The sequence below is a fragment of the Bacillus solimangrovi genome (assembly GCF_001742425.1).
Taxonomy (GTDB): Bacteria; Bacillota; Bacilli; order Bacillales; family Bacillaceae_N; genus Bacillus_AV; species Bacillus_AV solimangrovi.
Genome location: NZ_MJEH01000001.1, coordinates 80,467 through 98,807 on the forward strand (window position 1 = coordinate 80,467; position 18,341 = coordinate 98,807).

Genomic DNA, 18,341 nt, shown 5'->3' on the forward strand with positions numbered 1-18,341 from the left:
GAAACATTATAAATTAAAAAATAAAATTCATTTGTTTTGTCACAAACAAACCTCCTCACTCGTTATAAGGATAAGGAGGCGAAAAGTAATGAAGACAATTGTTATTTTAGGCGGCGGTTATGCTGGGATTAATTTAATCAACAATTTAAAGAAAGAGCTTAAAAATGAATTAGGTTCATCTGTAAAAATTATTTTAATAGATAAAAATTCTTATCATTATCGAAAGTTACTGTTAGTGAAAACAATTACAGAGGATGTCGATAAGTTAAAAATAGCTATTCCATTTCAGGATTATCTTTCAGAAGGAATTGAGTTCATTCAAGGAGAAATTGTAAGCTTAAATAGGAGTGCAAGAGAAGTAAATGTTAGGGTAGAAGATAATCAGATCGCCAATGTTCCTTATGATTATTTAGCTATTACACTTGGAAGTATTGTAAAGGAGTATGACGAAATTATTGGAGGAGAAACACTCAGAGATGAAGCAAGTGCACATAAAATAAGAAACGAATTAATAGATTTTTTGGATAGAACAAAAAAACAATCTGAGGATAGCATACAAAATAACGACTTGAAAGTTGCAGTTGTTGGTGGAGGTATTTCTGGAATTGAAACTGCTTGTGAATTGGGTGTTTGGTTACAAGGACAGTCTCGGGTATATGGAATTGATCCTGATGCCGTAGAAGTTCTTCTGTTTGATTCTAAGTCACGTGTTTTACATCAAGCACCTGAGCACATTAGTAGTAAATTAGAAAAAAAGATGGAAAGCTTAGGTGTAACGTTTATTTCAAACACGAGAGTAAAGCAATATAGAGATGGACGAATAATCTGTGATAATGGGAAGATGTATGAAGTGGGAAGTTGTATCATTACGAACGGGGTAGAAGTCAGTCCAGTAATAAAACAATTGAATCTCCCACTTTCTAATCATAATCAATTAATTGTTAACGAATGTTATGAAATAACGGGGATTCCGAATGTTTATGCAATTGGAGACTGTGCTCAAATCATTGATACAACAACAAATGAATGTGATGGAATGACTTGTAAGGAAGCAATACCTCAATCTCTAAGACTAGCAAAGATCATCAAGAATAGGTTGAATAATCATTCCAAGCAAATTATTCATAAAGGTTTACCTTATAAGTTATTTTTTATTAGCTTAGGACCAAATGACGGTTTTGTGTGGGCTCAAAAATGGGGGATGAATTTTACTTTATCAGGTCAAATTGGATTAAGGCTCCGCAAATTCACATGGGATCTGGCGAGTTTAGTAAAGGAAAGGTGATTGGCAATGGAAAGTTCTTTAGTTCAGCAATTATTCATTGATTACAAATCGCTTCTTCATTCTCTTGCTTATAAAATGACAGGGAGTGTTAGCGATGCTGAAGATATAGTCCAAGATGTATTCACTCAACTAAAAACGTATGAATTACAGCATCAACAAAATACAAAAGCATTTCTATGCAAATTAGTTACGAACCGCTGTCTAGATTTACTCAAATCATCAAGGAAAAAGAAAGAGCTGTATGTTGGAACGTGGTTACCTGAGCCGCTCGTCTCAAATCATGACCCAATGAATGAAGTGATAGTAGAAGAAGAAATCTCTATTGCACTTCTCATCCTATTTGAATCCTTAAATCCTGTAGAAAGAGCCGTTTTTGTTCTTAGAGAAGTGCTAGAATATGACTATAAGACGATTGCTGATATCGTCCAAAAATCTGAAAGTAACTGTCGGAAAATTTTGAGTAGAATAAAAAAAGAGCTCCCCAACTTAGAGCATGAATTAGTAATGCCACCTCCGAAAGAGCATGAAGAAACAGTCTTGACATTTATTTCAGCATTTCAAAAGGGAGATGTAACTCAGCTTATCAATAATCTTCATGAAAACGTTATTTATTATGCAGATGGTGGAGGTAAAAAGGCTGCAGCATTACGACCAATTGTTGGAAGAGAGAGTGTTGTTTTAGTATTTGGTTCTCTTTCTAAAATACTTGCGAATGATAGCTATCAAATTTATTTTAGTAAAGTGAATGGTCAGACTGGTCTAACGATAATTGATCCAGATGGTTCTAAGTCAGTAGTAGCTTTTCAAGTTGAAGAAGATAAAATTAAAAATATTTACTATTGTGCTAACCCAGATAAAGTAAATCACCTGCAATAGATGATATATAATATAAAGAGTATATTTACCACGTTTCAACTAACGCTAAGACTCCCACTTTAAAACTTAGGAGAATCAACGAAGTTTAAGTTGGAGAGGGTCATAGTCATACCCTTGTGGTAACAGACATCAGTCATTACCTGATTGGTTCAACTAACTATCTGTGGAGGATGAAGGAATACCTTCACGGATGGAAGTTTCACTTTATGTGGAAGTCATAAATTTAAAGACCAAACGTTGTAGTTCTAACCACAATGTTTGGTCTTTATTTCAGTTTATCACGTTTCAACTGACGCTAAGACTCCCACTTCAAAACTTTGGAGAATCAACGAAGTTTAAGTGGGAGAGGGATTTGATCATACCCTTGTGGTATAAGCGTCAGTAATTACCTGATTGGATCACTTTATTTTTTATTACAAATATGGATTCTCGTGTTTTGCTTTTAGTTGTAACCATCGTCTTTCAACTTCGTTTTCAAAACTCTTCAACATGTCTGCATTTTGTTCTTTTAATAAGTGTTTGGCTTTTCCCATATAAGTAAGCCATTCGCTTAATGGAATACGTTTTTTCTTTGCATCAGGGTCATGTGTAATCATTGTTTCGCCACGCTCAACTTCATATAGTGGGAAGAAACAAGAGTTAACGGCATTTTCCATAATTTTTGTTCCGTAGCGGTCCTCAGACTTCCAGTTAAGTGGACACGTAATTAATATTTTTCCATAAACGAGTCCTTCATTTTGTGCATACCATTGTGCTTTTGCAGCCTTTTTTACTAAGTCTTGTGGAAAGGCTTCAGAGCCAGTAAATACATATGGAATATTTGTTGATGCCATAATTTGGGCTGTATCTTTATGGTGAAAGGCTTTCCCTTGTTGAGTTTTTCCAACACCTGTTGTACTTGTCATATGACCGAGCGGTGTAGAATAAGACATTTGCGAACCTGTATTCATATATCCTTCGTTATCATACTCAAGTAAGATCATTTTATGGTTGCGCATTGCTGTTCCGATCGCAGAACCCATTCCGATATCCATACCGCCATCACCAGTAATCATCACAAATGTTACATCATCAGCTACATCAATTTCACCACGACGTTTCATTTCATGGAATGCCTCTAGTGTGCCTGAAAGTGTAGCAGGTCCATTTTGGAATAAGTTATGGATGGTCGGTTGTTTATGTGAGCTGTACGGATAAGAAGTCGTTACAACATACGCACAACCCGTTTGGAACAAGATGACTGCATCACCTTCAATCCCTTTGAAAAATAATTCTAACGCAGGGAAAATTCCACACCCTGGGCAAGCTCCATGTCCAGAAGCGAGTCGTTTCGGTTTCGTAGTTAACTGACGAAGAGGAGGAATACGTACTTTTAACTTACCTGTTTCTTCATCAGGAGTAACTTTAATTAGTCCTGTTTTATATGCATCACCGTGAAGTGGTTCAATCGCTTGTTGAAGTCGATTTTCTTCTTTACCAACAGTGTGACCGTAGTAGTCAAATGACTTTTTAGCATAGCCATTTTCAGCCGTTTCAATTGCAAGGTTGAAGAAATGTAAAGCATCTTCAGCAAAGAAATCTTTTCCTCCGATCCCGAAGACACGACTTAAGACGATTGTTTCGTTATCTTTATCCTCTTGTAAAGCAGATTTTACTTCATGTGTTAAGTTTGGACCGTTTCCACCATACGAATCAGCACGTTCTGCAACTAATAATGCTTTAACATTTTTTAGAGCATTGCGAATTGCTTCAGAAGGGAAAGGTCGAATCATATTAGGGCTTACGATACCTGCTTTAACCCCTTGTGCACGTAGAGTATCAACCGCATCTTTCGCTGATTCGGCAGCCGAATTCAGTAGAAATAATGCAACTTCAGCATCTTCCATTTTATATAAATCAAGCATAGGGTATTCACGTCCAGACAGAAGAGCATATTCCTTAGCTACTTCTTTGAAAACAGATCCTGCTTGATATAATGCTTCTGATTGCTGGAAGTTGTTATTAATTAAGTCGTTGCCATCCATATGTGCCCCGATTGTGACTGGATTCTCAAAATCTAATGCATTTGCATATCCTTCTGGTCGTTCACCGACAAATTTTTGCACAGTGGAACGATCAGAGAAATATTGAACTTTACGTTTTTGATGTGATGTGAAGAAACCATCATATGCTACGATAACGGGAAGACGCACATCAGAGTGTTCGGCAATTTTTAGTGCCATAATGTTCATGTCATAGACAGCTTGTGGTGTTTGAGCTGTCAAGATAACCCAACCTGTATTCAATCCATAATAGAGGTCAGAATGATCACCGCGAATATCAAGAGGACCACTAATTGCACGAGTGACAAGGTTCATTACCATTGGGAATCGAGTACCAGATTGAACAGGCAGTTGTTCAAGCATATACATAAAACCATTTGCACTTGTTGCGTTGAATACACGTGCCCCTGCGGCCGAAGCACCATAACAAATCCCAGCTGAACCATGTTCACCGTCTGCTGCAATTAACGTAATATCATGTTCACCACGAGCTTTCATTTGATCCAACAGTTGTGCAATTTCAGTAGAAGGAGTAATTGGGAAATAACCCATCAAATGATAGTTGATTTGTGCTGCTGCAAGAGCTGCCATTTCATTACCTGATTCAAATGTAACTTGTTGCTCTGCATTTGTAACTGCACTTACATTGTCTTCGAGAATCGCCATTATTTTGTCCCTCCTACTAAAGAAAAGTTTTGTGCGATGCGATTTTCTTCTGCGTAACCTAATGCTTCACGCATGTCTGTTAATGCAGATGTTGGGCATGCTTCAACACATTTTAGACAGCCTTTGCAATATTGATAGTCAATGCCATCTAAGAACATCTGCTTTCGTCCACGTTTATCTTCACCCTCGCTCCATACGAAACAAAAGTCTGGACAAACAGTATCACACTGTGCACAGTTAATACATTTCTCTTGTTCAAACTCAGGTAAGAACCCTTGACGTGACCCGCTTAAGTCTTTGAAAATACTATTTGCTTGGGAGTGAATGATACCCCCAATTTCTTGTGTATTATAACCTAATTGTGGTTGTGGAATGGTGAATGGTTTTGTATCAGTTTGTTCTGGAACATAGTATGTTTTGAATTTTACTTCTTCATATCCACGGTCGAAAGTACGAATATTTGCTTCAAGTAGATGTGGATATTTTTTCTCGAACGTTTTGCGAATTACTTTACGCATTGCATCTGGGTCAAGAAAATCACAGACACGGAAAAGTGCTCCAAGCATAGCTGTGTTCACACGTGTATTTTCTTCAACAGCTATGGTTAGTGCATCGACAATTGCTAATGTTCCATAATCTAGTTTTAAGTCTTTCTTTACCTCATCGAAGTTTCGAGTAGAGTTAACGAGAACACTTCCATCTGGTTGTAATCCACTAACAACATCAACCATTTTGTAAAGTGCTTCATGAAATACACCAATTACGTGAGGTTGCACAATCGGGCTGTGTGCACGAATTTCTGTATCGGGATCACAGAAACGGACAAAGCCTTTAACTGGTGAACCTTTCTTCTCTGAGCCATAGGAAGAAAAGTTTGACCCGTTCAAACCTAAACCGAGAACACCTGCCTCTGCAAGCATCTTCCCAGCTAAGTTAGCACCGAGTCCTCCAATCGATTCTAATCTTATTTCAAAAAAGCCAAGTTCATTCTTCATTGGCAATATAGACATCTTAGTCATTCCCCTCATCAAAATTAACATAAATCCCCTTATTATCATTATAGTTATATGTATGTATAGAGAGGTGTTAAAGATTCATACATTTTATGAAAATTAGTAGTACACAATTGTAAAAGGGGTTTATTTGTTGATATGTAAGTATTTTAGTTATATAACAGTTATTGGATATATTTTCTTTTGTATTATTACAGTTTTTGTAGGGGAGAAGGACTAGTTCTGATTGTTATCTGAATGAAAGAGTTTTCAGTATTGGCACGAGGAAATAAAAGAAGATATTTAATTAGGAATCAGGTCAACAGATGAAGTGAATGAAATTACATTTAAATCGTGTGCAACAGAACAAGTTAACCTTAGTTATGGCAATGATATTCTTTATAAAGTTAAATTTAGTAACATTTGGATCGGCAAATTAAAAAGTGGGAATCCTCCTAAATAAGGACTCCCACTTTTTTGTTAATTTCAACATTAAAATTTAACAGAACTTTCGAATCTAGATCCAGCCTCGTTCGTATTGAACAGGCGCTTCAATGGTAGTATGTAGATCTTGTGCAGCACGATATGCCCAATAAGGGTCACGTAATAGTTCCCGGCCGATAAAGATCAAGTCAGCACGATTATTTTTAAGGATTTCTTCAGCTTGTAAACCTGTCATAATCATACCTACGGCTCCAGTTGCAATATTGGCCTCATTGCGAATTTGTTCAGCATAAGGAACTTGATAATTAGGGTATACATCGATAGGAGTTGGCACAAGCGCTCCTGAACTACAATCGATTAGATCGATATCAAGATCTTTCATTTGTTTTGCAAATTGAACGTGGTCTTCAATCGTTAAGCCATTTTCATGATGGTCTGTGGCTGAAACACGTACGAATAATGGACCAGCCCATACTTCGCGAATAGCTTCAATAACCTCTTTCAGAAAGCGGAAACGGTTTTCTGTATTTCCTCCATATTCATCTTCACGTCGGTTAGAGAGTGGTGAAAGGAATTCATTTATTAAGTAACCGTGCGCAGCATGGATTTCTAAAATATCAAACCCACATTTCTTTGCTCGTTCTGCACCTTTTCTAAATGATGCAATTGTTTTTTTGATATCTTCTTTCGTCATTTCTGTCGGTGTACGCATTTCATCGTTAAACGGTATAGCTGATGGAGCAAAAATTTCTTCATCTACAGTTGCTTTGCGTCCTGCATGCGCGAGTTGTATCGATGCCGTAGAACCATGTTCGTGAATGAGTTGTGTTAACTGTGTCAATCCCTCCATATGGTAATCATCCCAAATGCCTAAGTCGCGATTTGAAATTCGCCCTTCAGGAGTTACAGCTGTTGCTTCAATCATAATCAAACCAACTTGACCAACAGCTCGGCTTGTATAATGTGTGAGATGCCAATTTTGTACGGTTCCTTCATCTGTAGAAGAATACATACACATTGGCGACATAACAATTCGGTTTTTTAACGTAACGTCTTTAATAGTGTATGGAGAAAATAATGCTCGTGTCATTAGTGATCATCCTTTCTCTGTATGTAATTAAATTAGTTTAACAATACCATGTTCGATTTGTTTTTTCAGTATATTTGATTCCCTTTATATTCTAGAAGAAATCATTTAAGATAAAATTATTATATTCAGAAAAATAAAACAAAACTGATTGTGAGGGATTACATTGGGGCAATGGCAGACGAAAGAGCAACTAATTGAGTTATTAACGACACTCGTTCAACATCCTAGTATCACAAATTCTAAGGGAGAGGTTGCTGTTGCAGAATTCATTCATAAGCAATTAAGTGAACTTCCATATTTTAAAAAGCATCCTGAGCAAGTTGTCCTTCACCCAATGGAAGATAGACGGCAGTTTGTAACATCACTTGTAAAACAAGAAGGTCATGAAGATACGATTATTTTATTATCCCACTTTGATGTTGTTGAAGTGGATGATTATGGAGTTTGGAAAAACATGGCCTTCCGACCGAAAGAATTAACGCAAGTATTTTATAAGCATATCAATGAACTACCAGATGATGTTCAAAATGATATGAACAGTGGTGAGTGGTTGTTTGGGCGTGGCACAATGGACATGAAGGCTGGTTTGACTGTGCAAATGTCAATGATTGAAAAGGCCTGTAAAGGTGAATTTGAAGGGAATTTGTTGCTTGTTACCGTACCTGATGAAGAAGTAAACTCAGCAGGTATGATCGGTGCTGTTCCTGTATTGTTAGACTTAGCAAAGAAATATCGATTAAAGTATCGAGTTTGTTTGAATTCCGAACCTTCATTCGCTCGTTATCCAGGTGATACACGACATTATATATATACAGGTTCAATTGGTAAGGCATTGCCAGGTTTCTTTTGTTATGGAAAAGAAACACATGTTGGAGAGCCTTTTGCTGGTTTGAATGCCACATACATGGCATCTGAAGTGAGTCGTGCTCTCGAATTAAACACTGATTTTTGTGAGAATGTAGATGGAGAAACAACACCACCGCCTACAAGTCTTATGTTAAGAGATTTGAAAGAGGAGTATTCCGTTCAAATTCCTCACACAGCGAATGTGATGTATAACGTACTTATGATGGAACAACCTATGGAGGAAATCACAACTCAATTGTTAGCAACCGTTAAGAAAGTAGCGTTAGACATTGAAAGTCATTATATTAAACGGGCTAACCACTACGCAACGATGCAATTATCCTATGTACCTACTGATTTTCAAGTGAAAGTAAAGACATATGAAGAGCTAGTTTCTTATGCGAAGAAAATACATGGTGAGCAAGAAATTGAACGTACGATAAATGATATATCTACTCAAAGTGAAGAGCTTGATGACCGTGAATGTTCAATGAAAATTGTTCAAGCAATAACGTCGTTGTGTAAGGAACTTGCACCAATCATTGTTATGTACTATAGCCCTCCTTATTATCCAGCAGTGTCTTCTCGTGATGATGAAACGATCAAACGAATCAGTGAGTGGGTTATTGAACATGGTCGCGAAGAATATGGGATTGAAATTAGAAATCAACATTATTTCGCTGGATTATCGGATTTAAGTTTCGTCCGTTTAGAAGAATCAGAGGAAACGATAGAACCATTAACGAATAATATGCCGTTGTTTGATAAAGGGTATCATTTACCTGTAAAAAAATTGCAAAAGTTGAATGTACCTGTTCTTAACCTTGGTCCATCTGGTAGAGATGCACATAAATGGACTGAACGACTTGATGTTGCATACTCATTTGAGAAATACCCTATTATTTTTGAAAGTACGATTAAAGAGTTATTAAAGTAAAGATAATCGAAGGAGCTAGAGCATTAATGAAATTGATAGAGTTAACAGAGCAAGATTATGAATTAGTAAGAGAAGCGCAAGCGGTAATCACGAAATATTATGAATTAGGCCGCCATCATATCGGAGCTGCATTACGTACCAAATGTGGTGAAATCTTCACTGCTGTGCATTTAGAAGCAAATGTTGGAAGGGTTTCTGTGTGTGCGGAAGCAATAGTAATTGGAAAAGCCATCTCTGAAGGATATAACGAATTTGCATCAATTGTTGCAGTGAGACATCCTGACCGAGATGAAGAAAATCAAGAAATTAGAGTTGTAGCCCCTTGCGGAATATGTCGTGAGTTATTAAGTGATTATGAAACAGATATTTCGATTTTAATTCCACATGAACAAACATTAAAGAAAGTATATGTGAATGAATTACTACCGTTAAAATATAGCCGAACATCGTCATAGAACTATGTCTGAGATGAGGAGTAGATAACACACATCTCAGACACTTTACAAGTTAATATAGGGTGATGGAATGATGGAAAGAGTTTCGTTTGCAAATTCACGCAACTTACGGTTAATTGGCAACTATTATTCTTCAGAGTCTAATTCAATCATCATTATGTGTCATGGGTTTAGAAATGATAAGTCATCGAATGGAAGGTTCGACCGATTTGCAAGGACATTAAATGATCAAGGGTATAGTGTATTAGCATTTGATTTTAGTGGTTGTGGAGAAAGTGATGATGATAGCTTATCACTTTATAAGTTTGTTGACGATTTGAAGGCAGTCATTCATTTTGTAAAATCAATGAATTATTGCAAAATCGCTTTATTTGGTCATAGTTTAGGCAGTCGTGTTTGCTTAGAAGCATTCAATAAACAACACATTTCCACTATCGTCATGACTGGAGCGGGTACAGGACCTGTTGCATATAATTGGTACGAGCATTTTTCAAAAGCTCAAATGAAAGAACTTCAAGAGACAGGTTATTTCACTCATTATAAAGAGGGTTGTATTCGAAACAAAATGGTAATTGAACGACAAATGCTATTAGACTTTGAGCAGTTTGAACAACAACCATTATTATCTCGAATTACTGTCCCAGTGTTGCTCATTCATGGTGATGACGATGATGAAGAAAAAATGTTATCTGAAATTTCGAAATCAGGTTTAAGATGGTTACCAAAAGGTTCTCAACTAAGAGTAATAGAAGGAGCGAGTCATTCCTTTATGGGGCATCTAGATATTGTTGAACAGTTAGCGGTTAATTGGTTTGCAAAGCACTTTCCAATTAATAATTATGAGACTTAATAGAATTAGTAGAGAGAAATCCGTTTTTTATCTAGATGAATTTGCAAATTATTGGAGGAAGAAACGATGAATATTCGAATTGAACAATTACAGGAACAAGATGCAACAACTCTTTTTGAATTTGAATGTAATAATCGAGATTTTTTTGAGCGAATTATTGCGAGCCGTGGGAATGACTATTATGTATACGAAAATTACGAGCAAATTTTAAAAGAACTAATAGCTGAACAAACCAGAGGTGAATCTTATTTTCACCTTATTAAAGATGATTCAAACAAAATTATTGGCCGTGTGAACTTAGTCAATATTGATAAGATAAATAGAACTGGAGAAGTTGGTTACCGCATTGGCGAAGAATATGGTGGAAGAGGAATTGCAACGAAAGCATTATCTTTGATGTTAAAAGAAACGGAGTATTATGGAGTTGATGAACTACGTGCAATGGTGACACATCATAACCCTGCTTCTCAACACGTTTTAAGTAAAAATAATTTTGTTAAGTTACATACAGATAAAAATGCTATTGAATTTAATGGTGAAAAGTATGACTTAGTTCATTTCAAATGGAGAAGGACTTAACATGTTATCAAATGAAGGTGAACTTATAGAGCTAATTAAACGTGACCAGTGGATGATGGATATATTAGAAGCTGTTAAGCAATTAAACTTACCTGATTGTTGGGTGTGTGCAGGGTTTATTCGTTCGAAGGTTTGGGATACATTGCATGAATTTAGCGAGAGAACAACAATGTCGGATATTGATGTCATTTTTTTTGATAAAACAAATGTAAATGAAGAAGAAGAGAAAAAGTGGGAAGAACAGCTAAGAATAATTTTGCCTAATATTCCTTGGTCTGTTAAGAATGAAGCTCGAATGCATATGGTCAGTGGTTTTCCTCCATTTACTTCTTCAGTAGATGCGATATCAAAGTTTCCAGAAACAGCGACAGCTATCGGAATTCGAATGAATGAGAAGAACGACCTGATTTTAACAGCTCCACATGGAGTTGGTGATCTGTTTCATTTAGTAGTAAAACCTACAGCTTACTACAAAGAAACAACAGATCGTGCCCATATTTATGAAAAGCGAGTTCGAGAAAAGAATTGGCAGACTACTTGGACAAAGTTAAACGTTTATCATATTTAGTAAGCTATTTACTCATCCATTCATTGGAACGTCAATAAATATCGAAGAGAGGAGCTTCTGAAAATATTTATCTTTTATTCTACCTCAATCTTTGTGATCGTATTTGTTGTTCTTATCTTAATGGTTGCTTATAAAGTATTGATAAAAAAAGAAACCCCGAGTAATTACTATACTCCGTTTGATCATATAGCAGGTCAAGCTACGAATGAGTTTCAAGAGGAAAATAAGGAGTATGAGCGTGAAGAGCAAAATGATGAAGGGAATGATATAGATAAAAACATTTAATTTTCAAGGTGAATTTTGATGAAGCGATTACTTTACAAGGTAGTCGTTTTTTATTTGTTTTAATAATTGTGAGGATGTCTAGATCTACAAAATAAATTGTGTATAGAGTATCTTGTAATATTTACTTAATTCGTTCATCTAACTTTCCAAGTAATCGTTAAATTTAAAGTGACAAGGAAAATTTTACATGATAAAATTATGACTATAGTCATAAAATGACCTTGGTCATTTTATCTCGAAGGAGTGATATGTTTGTTAAGAGAACAAAGAAAAAGGGATCTTAAGGAGAAAATTTTCATTGAGTCAATTCGATTATTTTCAGAAAAAGGGTTCGCTCACGTTAGTGTGTCTGAAATTACGAAAGCATGTGGAATTGCAAAAGGAACGTTCTACAATTATTACCCTACGAAAGAATCTGTTCTCTTGTATTTAGGACAATCACAAATGGAATTAATAGCTAACATTCCTAATGATAAGGAAATGACGTTAAAAAAGAAAATAATGGAGATGTTTGTTCGTCTAACATCCAGATATGAAGAGTATCCAACGCTTTTCAAAACAGCAATTGCAGAGATGATGAGAACGACGGTAGTTATGGATGATGAAGTGAACACCATTCAACGATTTAATGACTTATTGGCAAGTATATTGAAAGAAGAAATAGAATGTGGGCGAGTAGAAGTTCTTGGTCAACAGGATGATGTTGTATGTATACTTGTTGGCACGTATTTCTCATCTTTAATGTTTTGGATAAACAATGAACAATCTGTAGAGGTATTCACTGAAAGTATGACTCGTAGAATATCTATGATTCTTGAACAATTTATTATAGAAACGAATCAAAAATAATGATTACATTGGCAACTATTGCTTGCTTTGTCCTCCTTTTGTTAGCTTTTCTTCATGTTTATTGGGCATTTGGAGGCTTAAAAGGAATAAGTGTTGTTATTCCTCAAGATGAACAAAATCAACAATTGTTCGAACCGGGAAAGTGGGCAACACTCTTTGTTGCAGTCTGTCTATTCATTTCGTCTTTAATTTTAGGAATAGAAATTGGTATAATTCCTTTCTTACAAGAAAGTAGATTCGTTAGTATCCTTTGTTTCATTTGCTTTTTCGTATTATGTGTTCGTTCAATAGGTGATTTCAAATATGTAGGTTTATTTAAGCGAAGGAGTTGCACTACCTTTTCTAAAATGGATACAGCTATTTATACTCCTCTATGTCTCTGGTTGAGCTTCATTTTTCTCTATGCTTTGATTTCATAATAGGAGGGCTTATGATGAAAAAAGTAATTATATTAGGTGGTGGGATAGCTGGCTTAAGCACGGCTATATCACTTAGAGATATGGGGGTGAGTGTGCAACTATTTGAGAAGGCAACCGAAATAAAGCCAGTTGGGGCAGGCATTATGTTAGCGTCAAATGTTCATCGGATTTTAGCGGAATGGGGACTTTTAGAGTTATTAAATGAACGGGGACATAAGCTTGAGCGTTTTGTCATTTCTTCTAATAAAGGCCGAACTTTGGCAACGCTTAATTTGAAGCAAGACACTAAGCAAACGGTTGCCATTCATCGAGCAGATTTACATGAGATTCTTCTCAAACAATTACGAGATATCCCAATTTATTATGGTAAGAAAGCTGTTCAATATTTTCAAGATGAACATGGAATTAAGGTAGTTTTTAATGATGGTGAAGCAGTGACTGGAGACTTATTAATTGCTGCTGATGGCATACATTCAGTTATAAGAAAACAACTTTTGCCAAATAAATCAATTCGTTATGCAGGCTATACTTGTTGGCGTGGGGTCACTAATACAAAAGAACAGATAAAGCTAGCAGATGAACTTCATGAAATATGGGGAGCTAACGGACGTTTTGGATATGTCCCAATATCAAATGAGAAAGTGTATTGGTATATGCTTATGAAACGTCAATTAAGCGACGTCATTATATCAACTTATACTGTATCTAATTTGAAAGAGTACATGGAAGGTTATCCTCAACCTGTGTTAGATCTATTGAAAAATACACCTAATGAGCAAATTATAAATCATGACATTTACGATTTACCGCCAATTAACCAATATGCGTTTGGTAAAGTAGCTCTTGTTGGAGATGCAGCACATGCGATGACACCAAATTTAGGGCAAGGTGCTTGTCAAGGAATTGAAGATGCCTACGTGTTAGGGCAATGTCTTCATAATAATATAGAAACTGGTTTGAAAGAATACGAGAACAGAAGAGTAGCGAGAGCTTCAAAAATTAGCAAGCTTTCCTACAAGATAGGTTCAATAGCACAGTTTGATAATCCCTTTCTTTGTACAATTAGAAATGGCTTAATGATGAGTACGCCACAGTTCTTATCTCAAAAGCAAAATGAGTTTATTTACGATTATCAACATAATTAAGTATGAGACAGTTGCTTAGTGCTTCTTATTCTCTTCAAGTAACTCGATAATTTTATCAAGCTTTTTATCAATTTCTACTGAATGATTAGCTTTTACAGTGGAATTAGTTAGTAATCTTCTAATAAATAGTGAGAAAGAAACGATACACAAAACAAATAGACATATCATGATTAGCAATGGTAATAGTGAAAACAAACTTGACATATTGAGTGACCAACCTTCTTTTTTGATTGATTATACCATATTTTGTAATTTATTGCCCGCAAATAACCGTTAATCCTTCTAAATGCATAAAGGATAAGAGGGAATTGTTCATTGTTTTCATTTTATATCAGTGGAGCTGTTAGAACCCCACTGATATAAGTTGTTTTGTAAAGGTTATGGTTGATATACCTTCATTATGATCGTAATAAAATGTGTGCTAGTTCTTGACCCATTTCTTCAGAACGTTCAGCTGCACGTTTAATGCAATTGATCATTGCCTCTTGTGTATGATAATCCGCTAGTACGTTGAGTCCAGCTTCTGTTGTGCCGTTTGGACTCATTACTTCTTTTCGAAGTGTTCTAGGAGATTTATCCGATGTTTGTAGCATTTTCGCTGAACCAATGATCGTTTGGAGAATTAATTCTTTTGCTGTTGATCCTTCTAAGCCAAGATCGAGCGCCGCCTTTTCCATTGCTTCAACGAGATAATATACATATGCTGGCCCACTGCCTGATAAGCCTGTTACAGCATGTAAATGTTCTTCCTCAACGATTGAAACAGTTCCGACTGTTTCAAACAATTCTACTGCAAGCTTCATATGTTCATCAGTTGTATACGTTCCAGCTGATAGGGCAGTAGCCGATTCAGCAGTTGCTGCGGAAGTGTTGGGCATTGATCGGATAACGGCAATCTTTTGACCCGTAAGCTCTGTAATTGTAGTTGTTGAAACACCTGCTGCAACTGAAATAATGAGATGATGTGGTTGGATGTATGTCTTATACGTTTCAATCGTTTCAGCGATATCCTTTGGCTTCACGGCAAGGATTAACACAGTCGCTTCTGATAATAGAAAATCTTTATCATGTGTTGTTATAATTTCATATTTGTTTTGGAGCTGTGCCAATCGTTCTTTGTTGCTTCTATTTGTTGCAAGTAACTGATCATTTCGGTATAAATTCTGTTGTAATAGACCTGAGATAATCGCTTCTGCCATATTACCCGCACCAATAAATGCGATTTTCGTTTCATTTTGCATAGTTAATCCTCCTGCTGATTATTTTTTAATTAGATAAGAATCTGAAACATTCAGTGATGTGCTGAGCTATAAGCTCCAATATCAGATGTTGGAAGCCTTATGATTCAGCGTTCTTCTCTCGAAATCCTCAGACATTTCAATACTCAAAGTGAAATTATTGCCCCTTTTTATTGAATAAGCATGTAACGCGAAAAAACCTCTCAATCCTTATAAAAAAGGACGGAGAGGTTCCGCGGTACCACCTTGTTTGGCTATCATAGCCCACTTACATGCTCAATAACGCGAGCGACGTTCAAGTTTCCTTGACAGCTCCAAGGTAGGTTCGATTCGTTTAAGTGAAGGGAGCTTTCAGCCGGTGGCTCCCATTCTCTATCATCACTCACAGACGTTATCTACTAATCCTTTTCAACGCTAGTTTAGTTAATTATCAGAAAATTCAATTATTAAATTGATATTTATATCATTATGCAATATCTCTTATATTTATGTCAAGATGGTAAATGAATTTAGATGAATTAACATGACAACCGAGTTGAAAAAAGGTAAACTACTCATAATGAAGCATCATTCATTTTTCTAAACGGGATGATAATAACGAATGAGATGTGGAGGATAATGAGTCATGGAGACGTTACAACAAACGAAAGATATACATCGTTTAACATTGCCGACTCCTTTTACGGTTGGTCCTGTGAATGTATATTTAGTCAAAGGTGAGAAGCTGACGTTAATAGATGTCGGTCCAAATACAAAAGAGGCGAAGGAAGCGTTAATTACACAGCTTGATGAACTTGGTTATGATTTACTTGATATTGAGCAAGTTGTACTTACACATCATCACCCTGATCATACAGGTTTATTAGAGTTATTCTCAGCACATGCTGATATTGTTGGTCATAGAAGAAACGAACCTTGGATTAGTCGAGATGAGGATTTTATTAATCATATTATTTCTTTCTTCAAAGAGTTTTTACCACAGCAAGGCATTACAGGTGACATGGAGAAGTGGATTTATGCATTTTTTAACAATGAATATCTTACTGCTCCAGTTTCACTTACACACATTATTAGAGATGGGGATGAAGTGCCAGGAATGTCAGGCTGGATTGCATATGAAGCAAAGGGTCATGCCCAAAGCCATCTTGTTTTCTATCGTGAATCAGATGGTGTTCTACTTGGTGGGGATCATATTATTGGACATATTTCATCAAATCCATTATTAGAACCACCATATTTTGGTGAGACAGAACGCCCACGCCCACTGTTACAATATAATGAAGCATTAAGAAAATGCTTGAAGTTGGATATTTCAGTCGTTTATTCTGGGCATGGTAAGGAAGTACGTAACATTGCGCCTCTGTTAGAGCGCCGTTTTGAACGCCAAAAACAACGTGCTGAAAAAGTTTTAGGTTATTTGAAGGAACAACCAATGACTGCATTTGAAATTTCCAAAAAGCTCTTTCCTGCGGTGTATATGAGTGAAATGATGCTAACCATGTCTGAGACAATAGCACAGCTTGATTATTTAGAGTATGAAGGACTTCTTACGATTGATAAAAGTGACGTATCATGGAAGTATGGAGCAAAATGACAACATTACATGGGAAAAAGGTTTTCATTACAGGAGCTTCGTCTGGGATTGGGGCTAGTACGGCTTTAAAGGTTGCAGCCCAAGGAGCATTACCTGTCCTACTTGCTCGGCGTTATGACCAATTGAAGAATATTGCATTAAATATCGAAGAGCAAACGGGTGTTCAATCCCTTTTCTATTCAGTAGACGTTTCTGATGAAGGGCAAGTAAAACATGTATTTGAAAAAATAGAGAAGGAGATTGGCTTCTGTGATATTCTCGTTAACAATGCTGGATTTGGTGTGTTTGAACATGTGAAAGATTCATCACTGGAGAATATTCGTAGTATGTTTGAAGTGAATGTATTTGGTTTAATTGCCTGTACACAAGCTGTTTTACCGCACATGCTTGAAGCCAATCGAGGTCACATTATTAATGTTGTCTCTCAAGCGGGTAAGCTTGCTACACCGAAGTCAAGTGGTTATGCAGCTTCGAAGCATGCGGCTCTAGGGTTTACGAATAGTTTGCGATTGGAGTTAAGTGATACGAATATCAATGTTTCGACAGTGAACTTCGGTCCTGTTGATACGAACTTTTTTTCACATGCAGATCCATCAGGTAGTTATGTGAAAAACGTGAAGCGGTGGATGCTTACATCTGAGCAAGCTTCAGAAGCTATCGTTCGTGTCATGATGAAACAGAATCGAGAAGTGAATTTACCTCGGTGGATGGGGATTGGGGCAAAGCTTTATCAGCTAGCACCTCATCTTTTTGAAAAGGTCGCAGGTAATGCGTTTAAAATGAAATAGTAAGAAATGGAGACATCGATTATTCGTTGTCTTCATTCATTATCGATATAATAAATATCGATAATATCATTGAAATTAATCCATTCTACATCATTTGAATTGACTAATTTGATTTGCTTATGTTCAAGGAGTATTCTTTCTATCTTACCTGTGAAATAGCTATCATGATAAGGATGGAAAACTTGAATTTTAATAAGGCTATTTTGATTTAGTGCATCAGAGATTATTTGTGAAAATTCAGCTAGTCGTTGTTCATCTAGTATCACTCTGTTTCGTTTCAGCAGTTCCTTTTGATGCTGTTGGATACGTTGCTTATGTTCAGGTAACATCATCCGGCTAGATTCCCACATTAAGTTCTTTCCGGGCGTAAGTTTGTTTGGTTTCATTTATTTA

General features: G+C 36.3%; 19 protein-coding genes and 1 other annotated feature. Of the genes, 13 read left to right on the forward strand and 6 right to left on the reverse strand.

Translation table 11 applies throughout. The features are described 5' to 3' along the window. Positions 1–88: 88 nt before the first annotated feature. Together BFG57_RS00365 and sigJ are read left to right on the forward strand one after the other, a co-directional pair. Entirely contained in the window at positions 89–1,285 is a 1,197-nt protein-coding gene (locus BFG57_RS00365; RefSeq protein ID WP_069715463.1) for an NAD(P)/FAD-dependent oxidoreductase, read from the forward strand. A gap of 6 nt (positions 1,286–1,291) precedes the next feature. After that, complete coding sequence (gene sigJ, locus BFG57_RS00370; protein WP_069715464.1) at positions 1,292–2,161, forward strand: RNA polymerase sigma factor SigJ; 870 nt, start codon at positions 1,292–1,294, stop codon at positions 2,159–2,161. A 413-nt stretch (positions 2,162–2,574) separates the two neighbouring features. Here the strand turns inward: sigJ and BFG57_RS00375 are convergent, their stop codons facing one another. From BFG57_RS00375 to namA, 3 genes are all read right to left on the reverse strand, one after another. After that, positions 2,575–4,869, reverse strand: coding sequence for a thiamine pyrophosphate-dependent enzyme (locus tag BFG57_RS00375; RefSeq protein WP_069715465.1), 2,295 nt, complete (start codon positions 4,867–4,869; stop codon positions 2,575–2,577). Further along, complete coding sequence (locus tag BFG57_RS00380; RefSeq protein ID WP_069715466.1) at positions 4,869–5,879, reverse strand: 2-oxoacid:acceptor oxidoreductase family protein; 1,011 nt, start codon at positions 5,877–5,879, stop codon at positions 4,869–4,871. Before BFG57_RS00380 ends, BFG57_RS00375 begins: the two co-directional genes overlap by 1 nt. Before the next feature lie 499 nt (positions 5,880–6,378). Continuing rightward, positions 6,379–7,395 carry an NADPH dehydrogenase NamA gene (gene namA / locus BFG57_RS00385; protein WP_069715467.1) on the reverse strand — a complete coding sequence of 339 codons (1,017 nt, stop codon included), beginning with the start codon at positions 7,393–7,395 and terminating at the stop codon, positions 6,379–6,381. 163 nt (positions 7,396–7,558) lie between these two features. Here namA and BFG57_RS00390 point away from each other — a divergent pair, with 163 nt between their 5' ends. The 9 genes from BFG57_RS00390 (at position 7,559) to BFG57_RS00430 (ending at position 14,328) form a co-directional block, all read left to right on the forward strand. Beyond that, positions 7,559–9,178, forward strand: coding sequence for a M20/M25/M40 family metallo-hydrolase (locus BFG57_RS00390; protein ID WP_069715468.1), 1,620 nt, complete (start codon positions 7,559–7,561; stop codon positions 9,176–9,178). A 26-nt stretch (positions 9,179–9,204) separates the two neighbouring features. Beyond that, complete coding sequence (locus BFG57_RS00395; protein WP_069715469.1) at positions 9,205–9,633, forward strand: cytidine deaminase; 429 nt, start codon at positions 9,205–9,207, stop codon at positions 9,631–9,633. Between the two features lie 73 nt (positions 9,634–9,706). Further along, positions 9,707–10,483 (forward strand): alpha/beta hydrolase, encoded by a 777-nt coding sequence (locus BFG57_RS00400; RefSeq protein WP_069715470.1) that lies wholly within the window; start codon positions 9,707–9,709, stop codon positions 10,481–10,483. 66 nt (positions 10,484–10,549) lie between these two features. Then, positions 10,550–11,062, forward strand: coding sequence for a GNAT family N-acetyltransferase (locus BFG57_RS00405; protein ID WP_069715471.1), 513 nt, complete (start codon positions 10,550–10,552; stop codon positions 11,060–11,062). A gap of 1 nt (position 11,063) precedes the next feature. After that, positions 11,064–11,630: a nucleotidyltransferase family protein gene (locus BFG57_RS00410; protein ID WP_069715472.1), complete on the forward strand. Its 567-nt coding sequence runs from the start codon at positions 11,064–11,066 to the stop codon at positions 11,628–11,630. 93 nt (positions 11,631–11,723) lie between these two features. After that, the gene (locus tag BFG57_RS00415; RefSeq protein WP_245676670.1) at positions 11,724–11,915 is read left to right on the forward strand and encodes a DUF3951 domain-containing protein; all 192 of its coding nucleotides are present in this window, start codon (positions 11,724–11,726) and stop codon (positions 11,913–11,915) included. A 252-nt stretch (positions 11,916–12,167) separates the two neighbouring features. Next, positions 12,168–12,764, forward strand: a complete 597-nt coding sequence (locus BFG57_RS00420; RefSeq protein ID WP_069715474.1) for a TetR/AcrR family transcriptional regulator — start codon at positions 12,168–12,170, stop codon at positions 12,762–12,764. Then, positions 12,764–13,183, forward strand: coding sequence for a DUF3995 domain-containing protein (locus BFG57_RS00425; protein ID WP_069715475.1), 420 nt, complete (start codon positions 12,764–12,766; stop codon positions 13,181–13,183). The genes BFG57_RS00420 and BFG57_RS00425 overlap by 1 nt, the downstream gene beginning before the upstream one ends. A gap of 14 nt (positions 13,184–13,197) precedes the next feature. Further along, a complete protein-coding gene (locus BFG57_RS00430; protein ID WP_069715476.1) occupies positions 13,198–14,328 on the forward strand; it encodes an FAD-dependent monooxygenase in 1,131 nt (376 codons plus the stop codon). A 15-nt stretch (positions 14,329–14,343) separates the two neighbouring features. Here BFG57_RS00430 and BFG57_RS18200 read toward each other — a convergent pair whose 3' ends face one another. Both BFG57_RS18200 and proI read right to left on the reverse strand, forming a co-directional pair. After that, entirely contained in the window at positions 14,344–14,532 is a 189-nt protein-coding gene (locus tag BFG57_RS18200; protein WP_083248979.1) for a DUF4083 family protein, read from the reverse strand. 194 nt (positions 14,533–14,726) lie between these two features. Beyond that, positions 14,727–15,569, reverse strand: coding sequence for a pyrroline-5-carboxylate reductase ProI (proI, locus tag BFG57_RS00435; RefSeq protein WP_069715477.1), 843 nt, complete (start codon positions 15,567–15,569; stop codon positions 14,727–14,729). A gap of 212 nt (positions 15,570–15,781) precedes the next feature. Next, positions 15,782–15,987: a binding site (T-box leader), on the reverse strand. A gap of 204 nt (positions 15,988–16,191) precedes the next feature. On the opposite strand from proI, the gene BFG57_RS00440 reads away from it, so the two are divergent. Continuing rightward, positions 16,192–17,160 (forward strand): MBL fold metallo-hydrolase, encoded by a 969-nt coding sequence (locus tag BFG57_RS00440; protein ID WP_069715478.1) that lies wholly within the window; start codon positions 16,192–16,194, stop codon positions 17,158–17,160. Then, the gene (locus BFG57_RS00445) at positions 17,157–17,948 is read left to right on the forward strand and encodes an SDR family NAD(P)-dependent oxidoreductase (RefSeq protein ID WP_069715507.1); all 792 of its coding nucleotides are present in this window, start codon (positions 17,157–17,159) and stop codon (positions 17,946–17,948) included. Before BFG57_RS00440 ends, BFG57_RS00445 begins: the two co-directional genes overlap by 4 nt. A 32-nt stretch (positions 17,949–17,980) precedes the next feature. Here the strand turns inward: BFG57_RS00445 and BFG57_RS00450 are convergent, their stop codons facing one another. Further along, entirely contained in the window at positions 17,981–18,334 is a 354-nt protein-coding gene (locus tag BFG57_RS00450; RefSeq protein ID WP_069715479.1) for a YolD-like family protein, read from the reverse strand. Positions 18,335–18,341 lie beyond the last annotated feature (7 nt).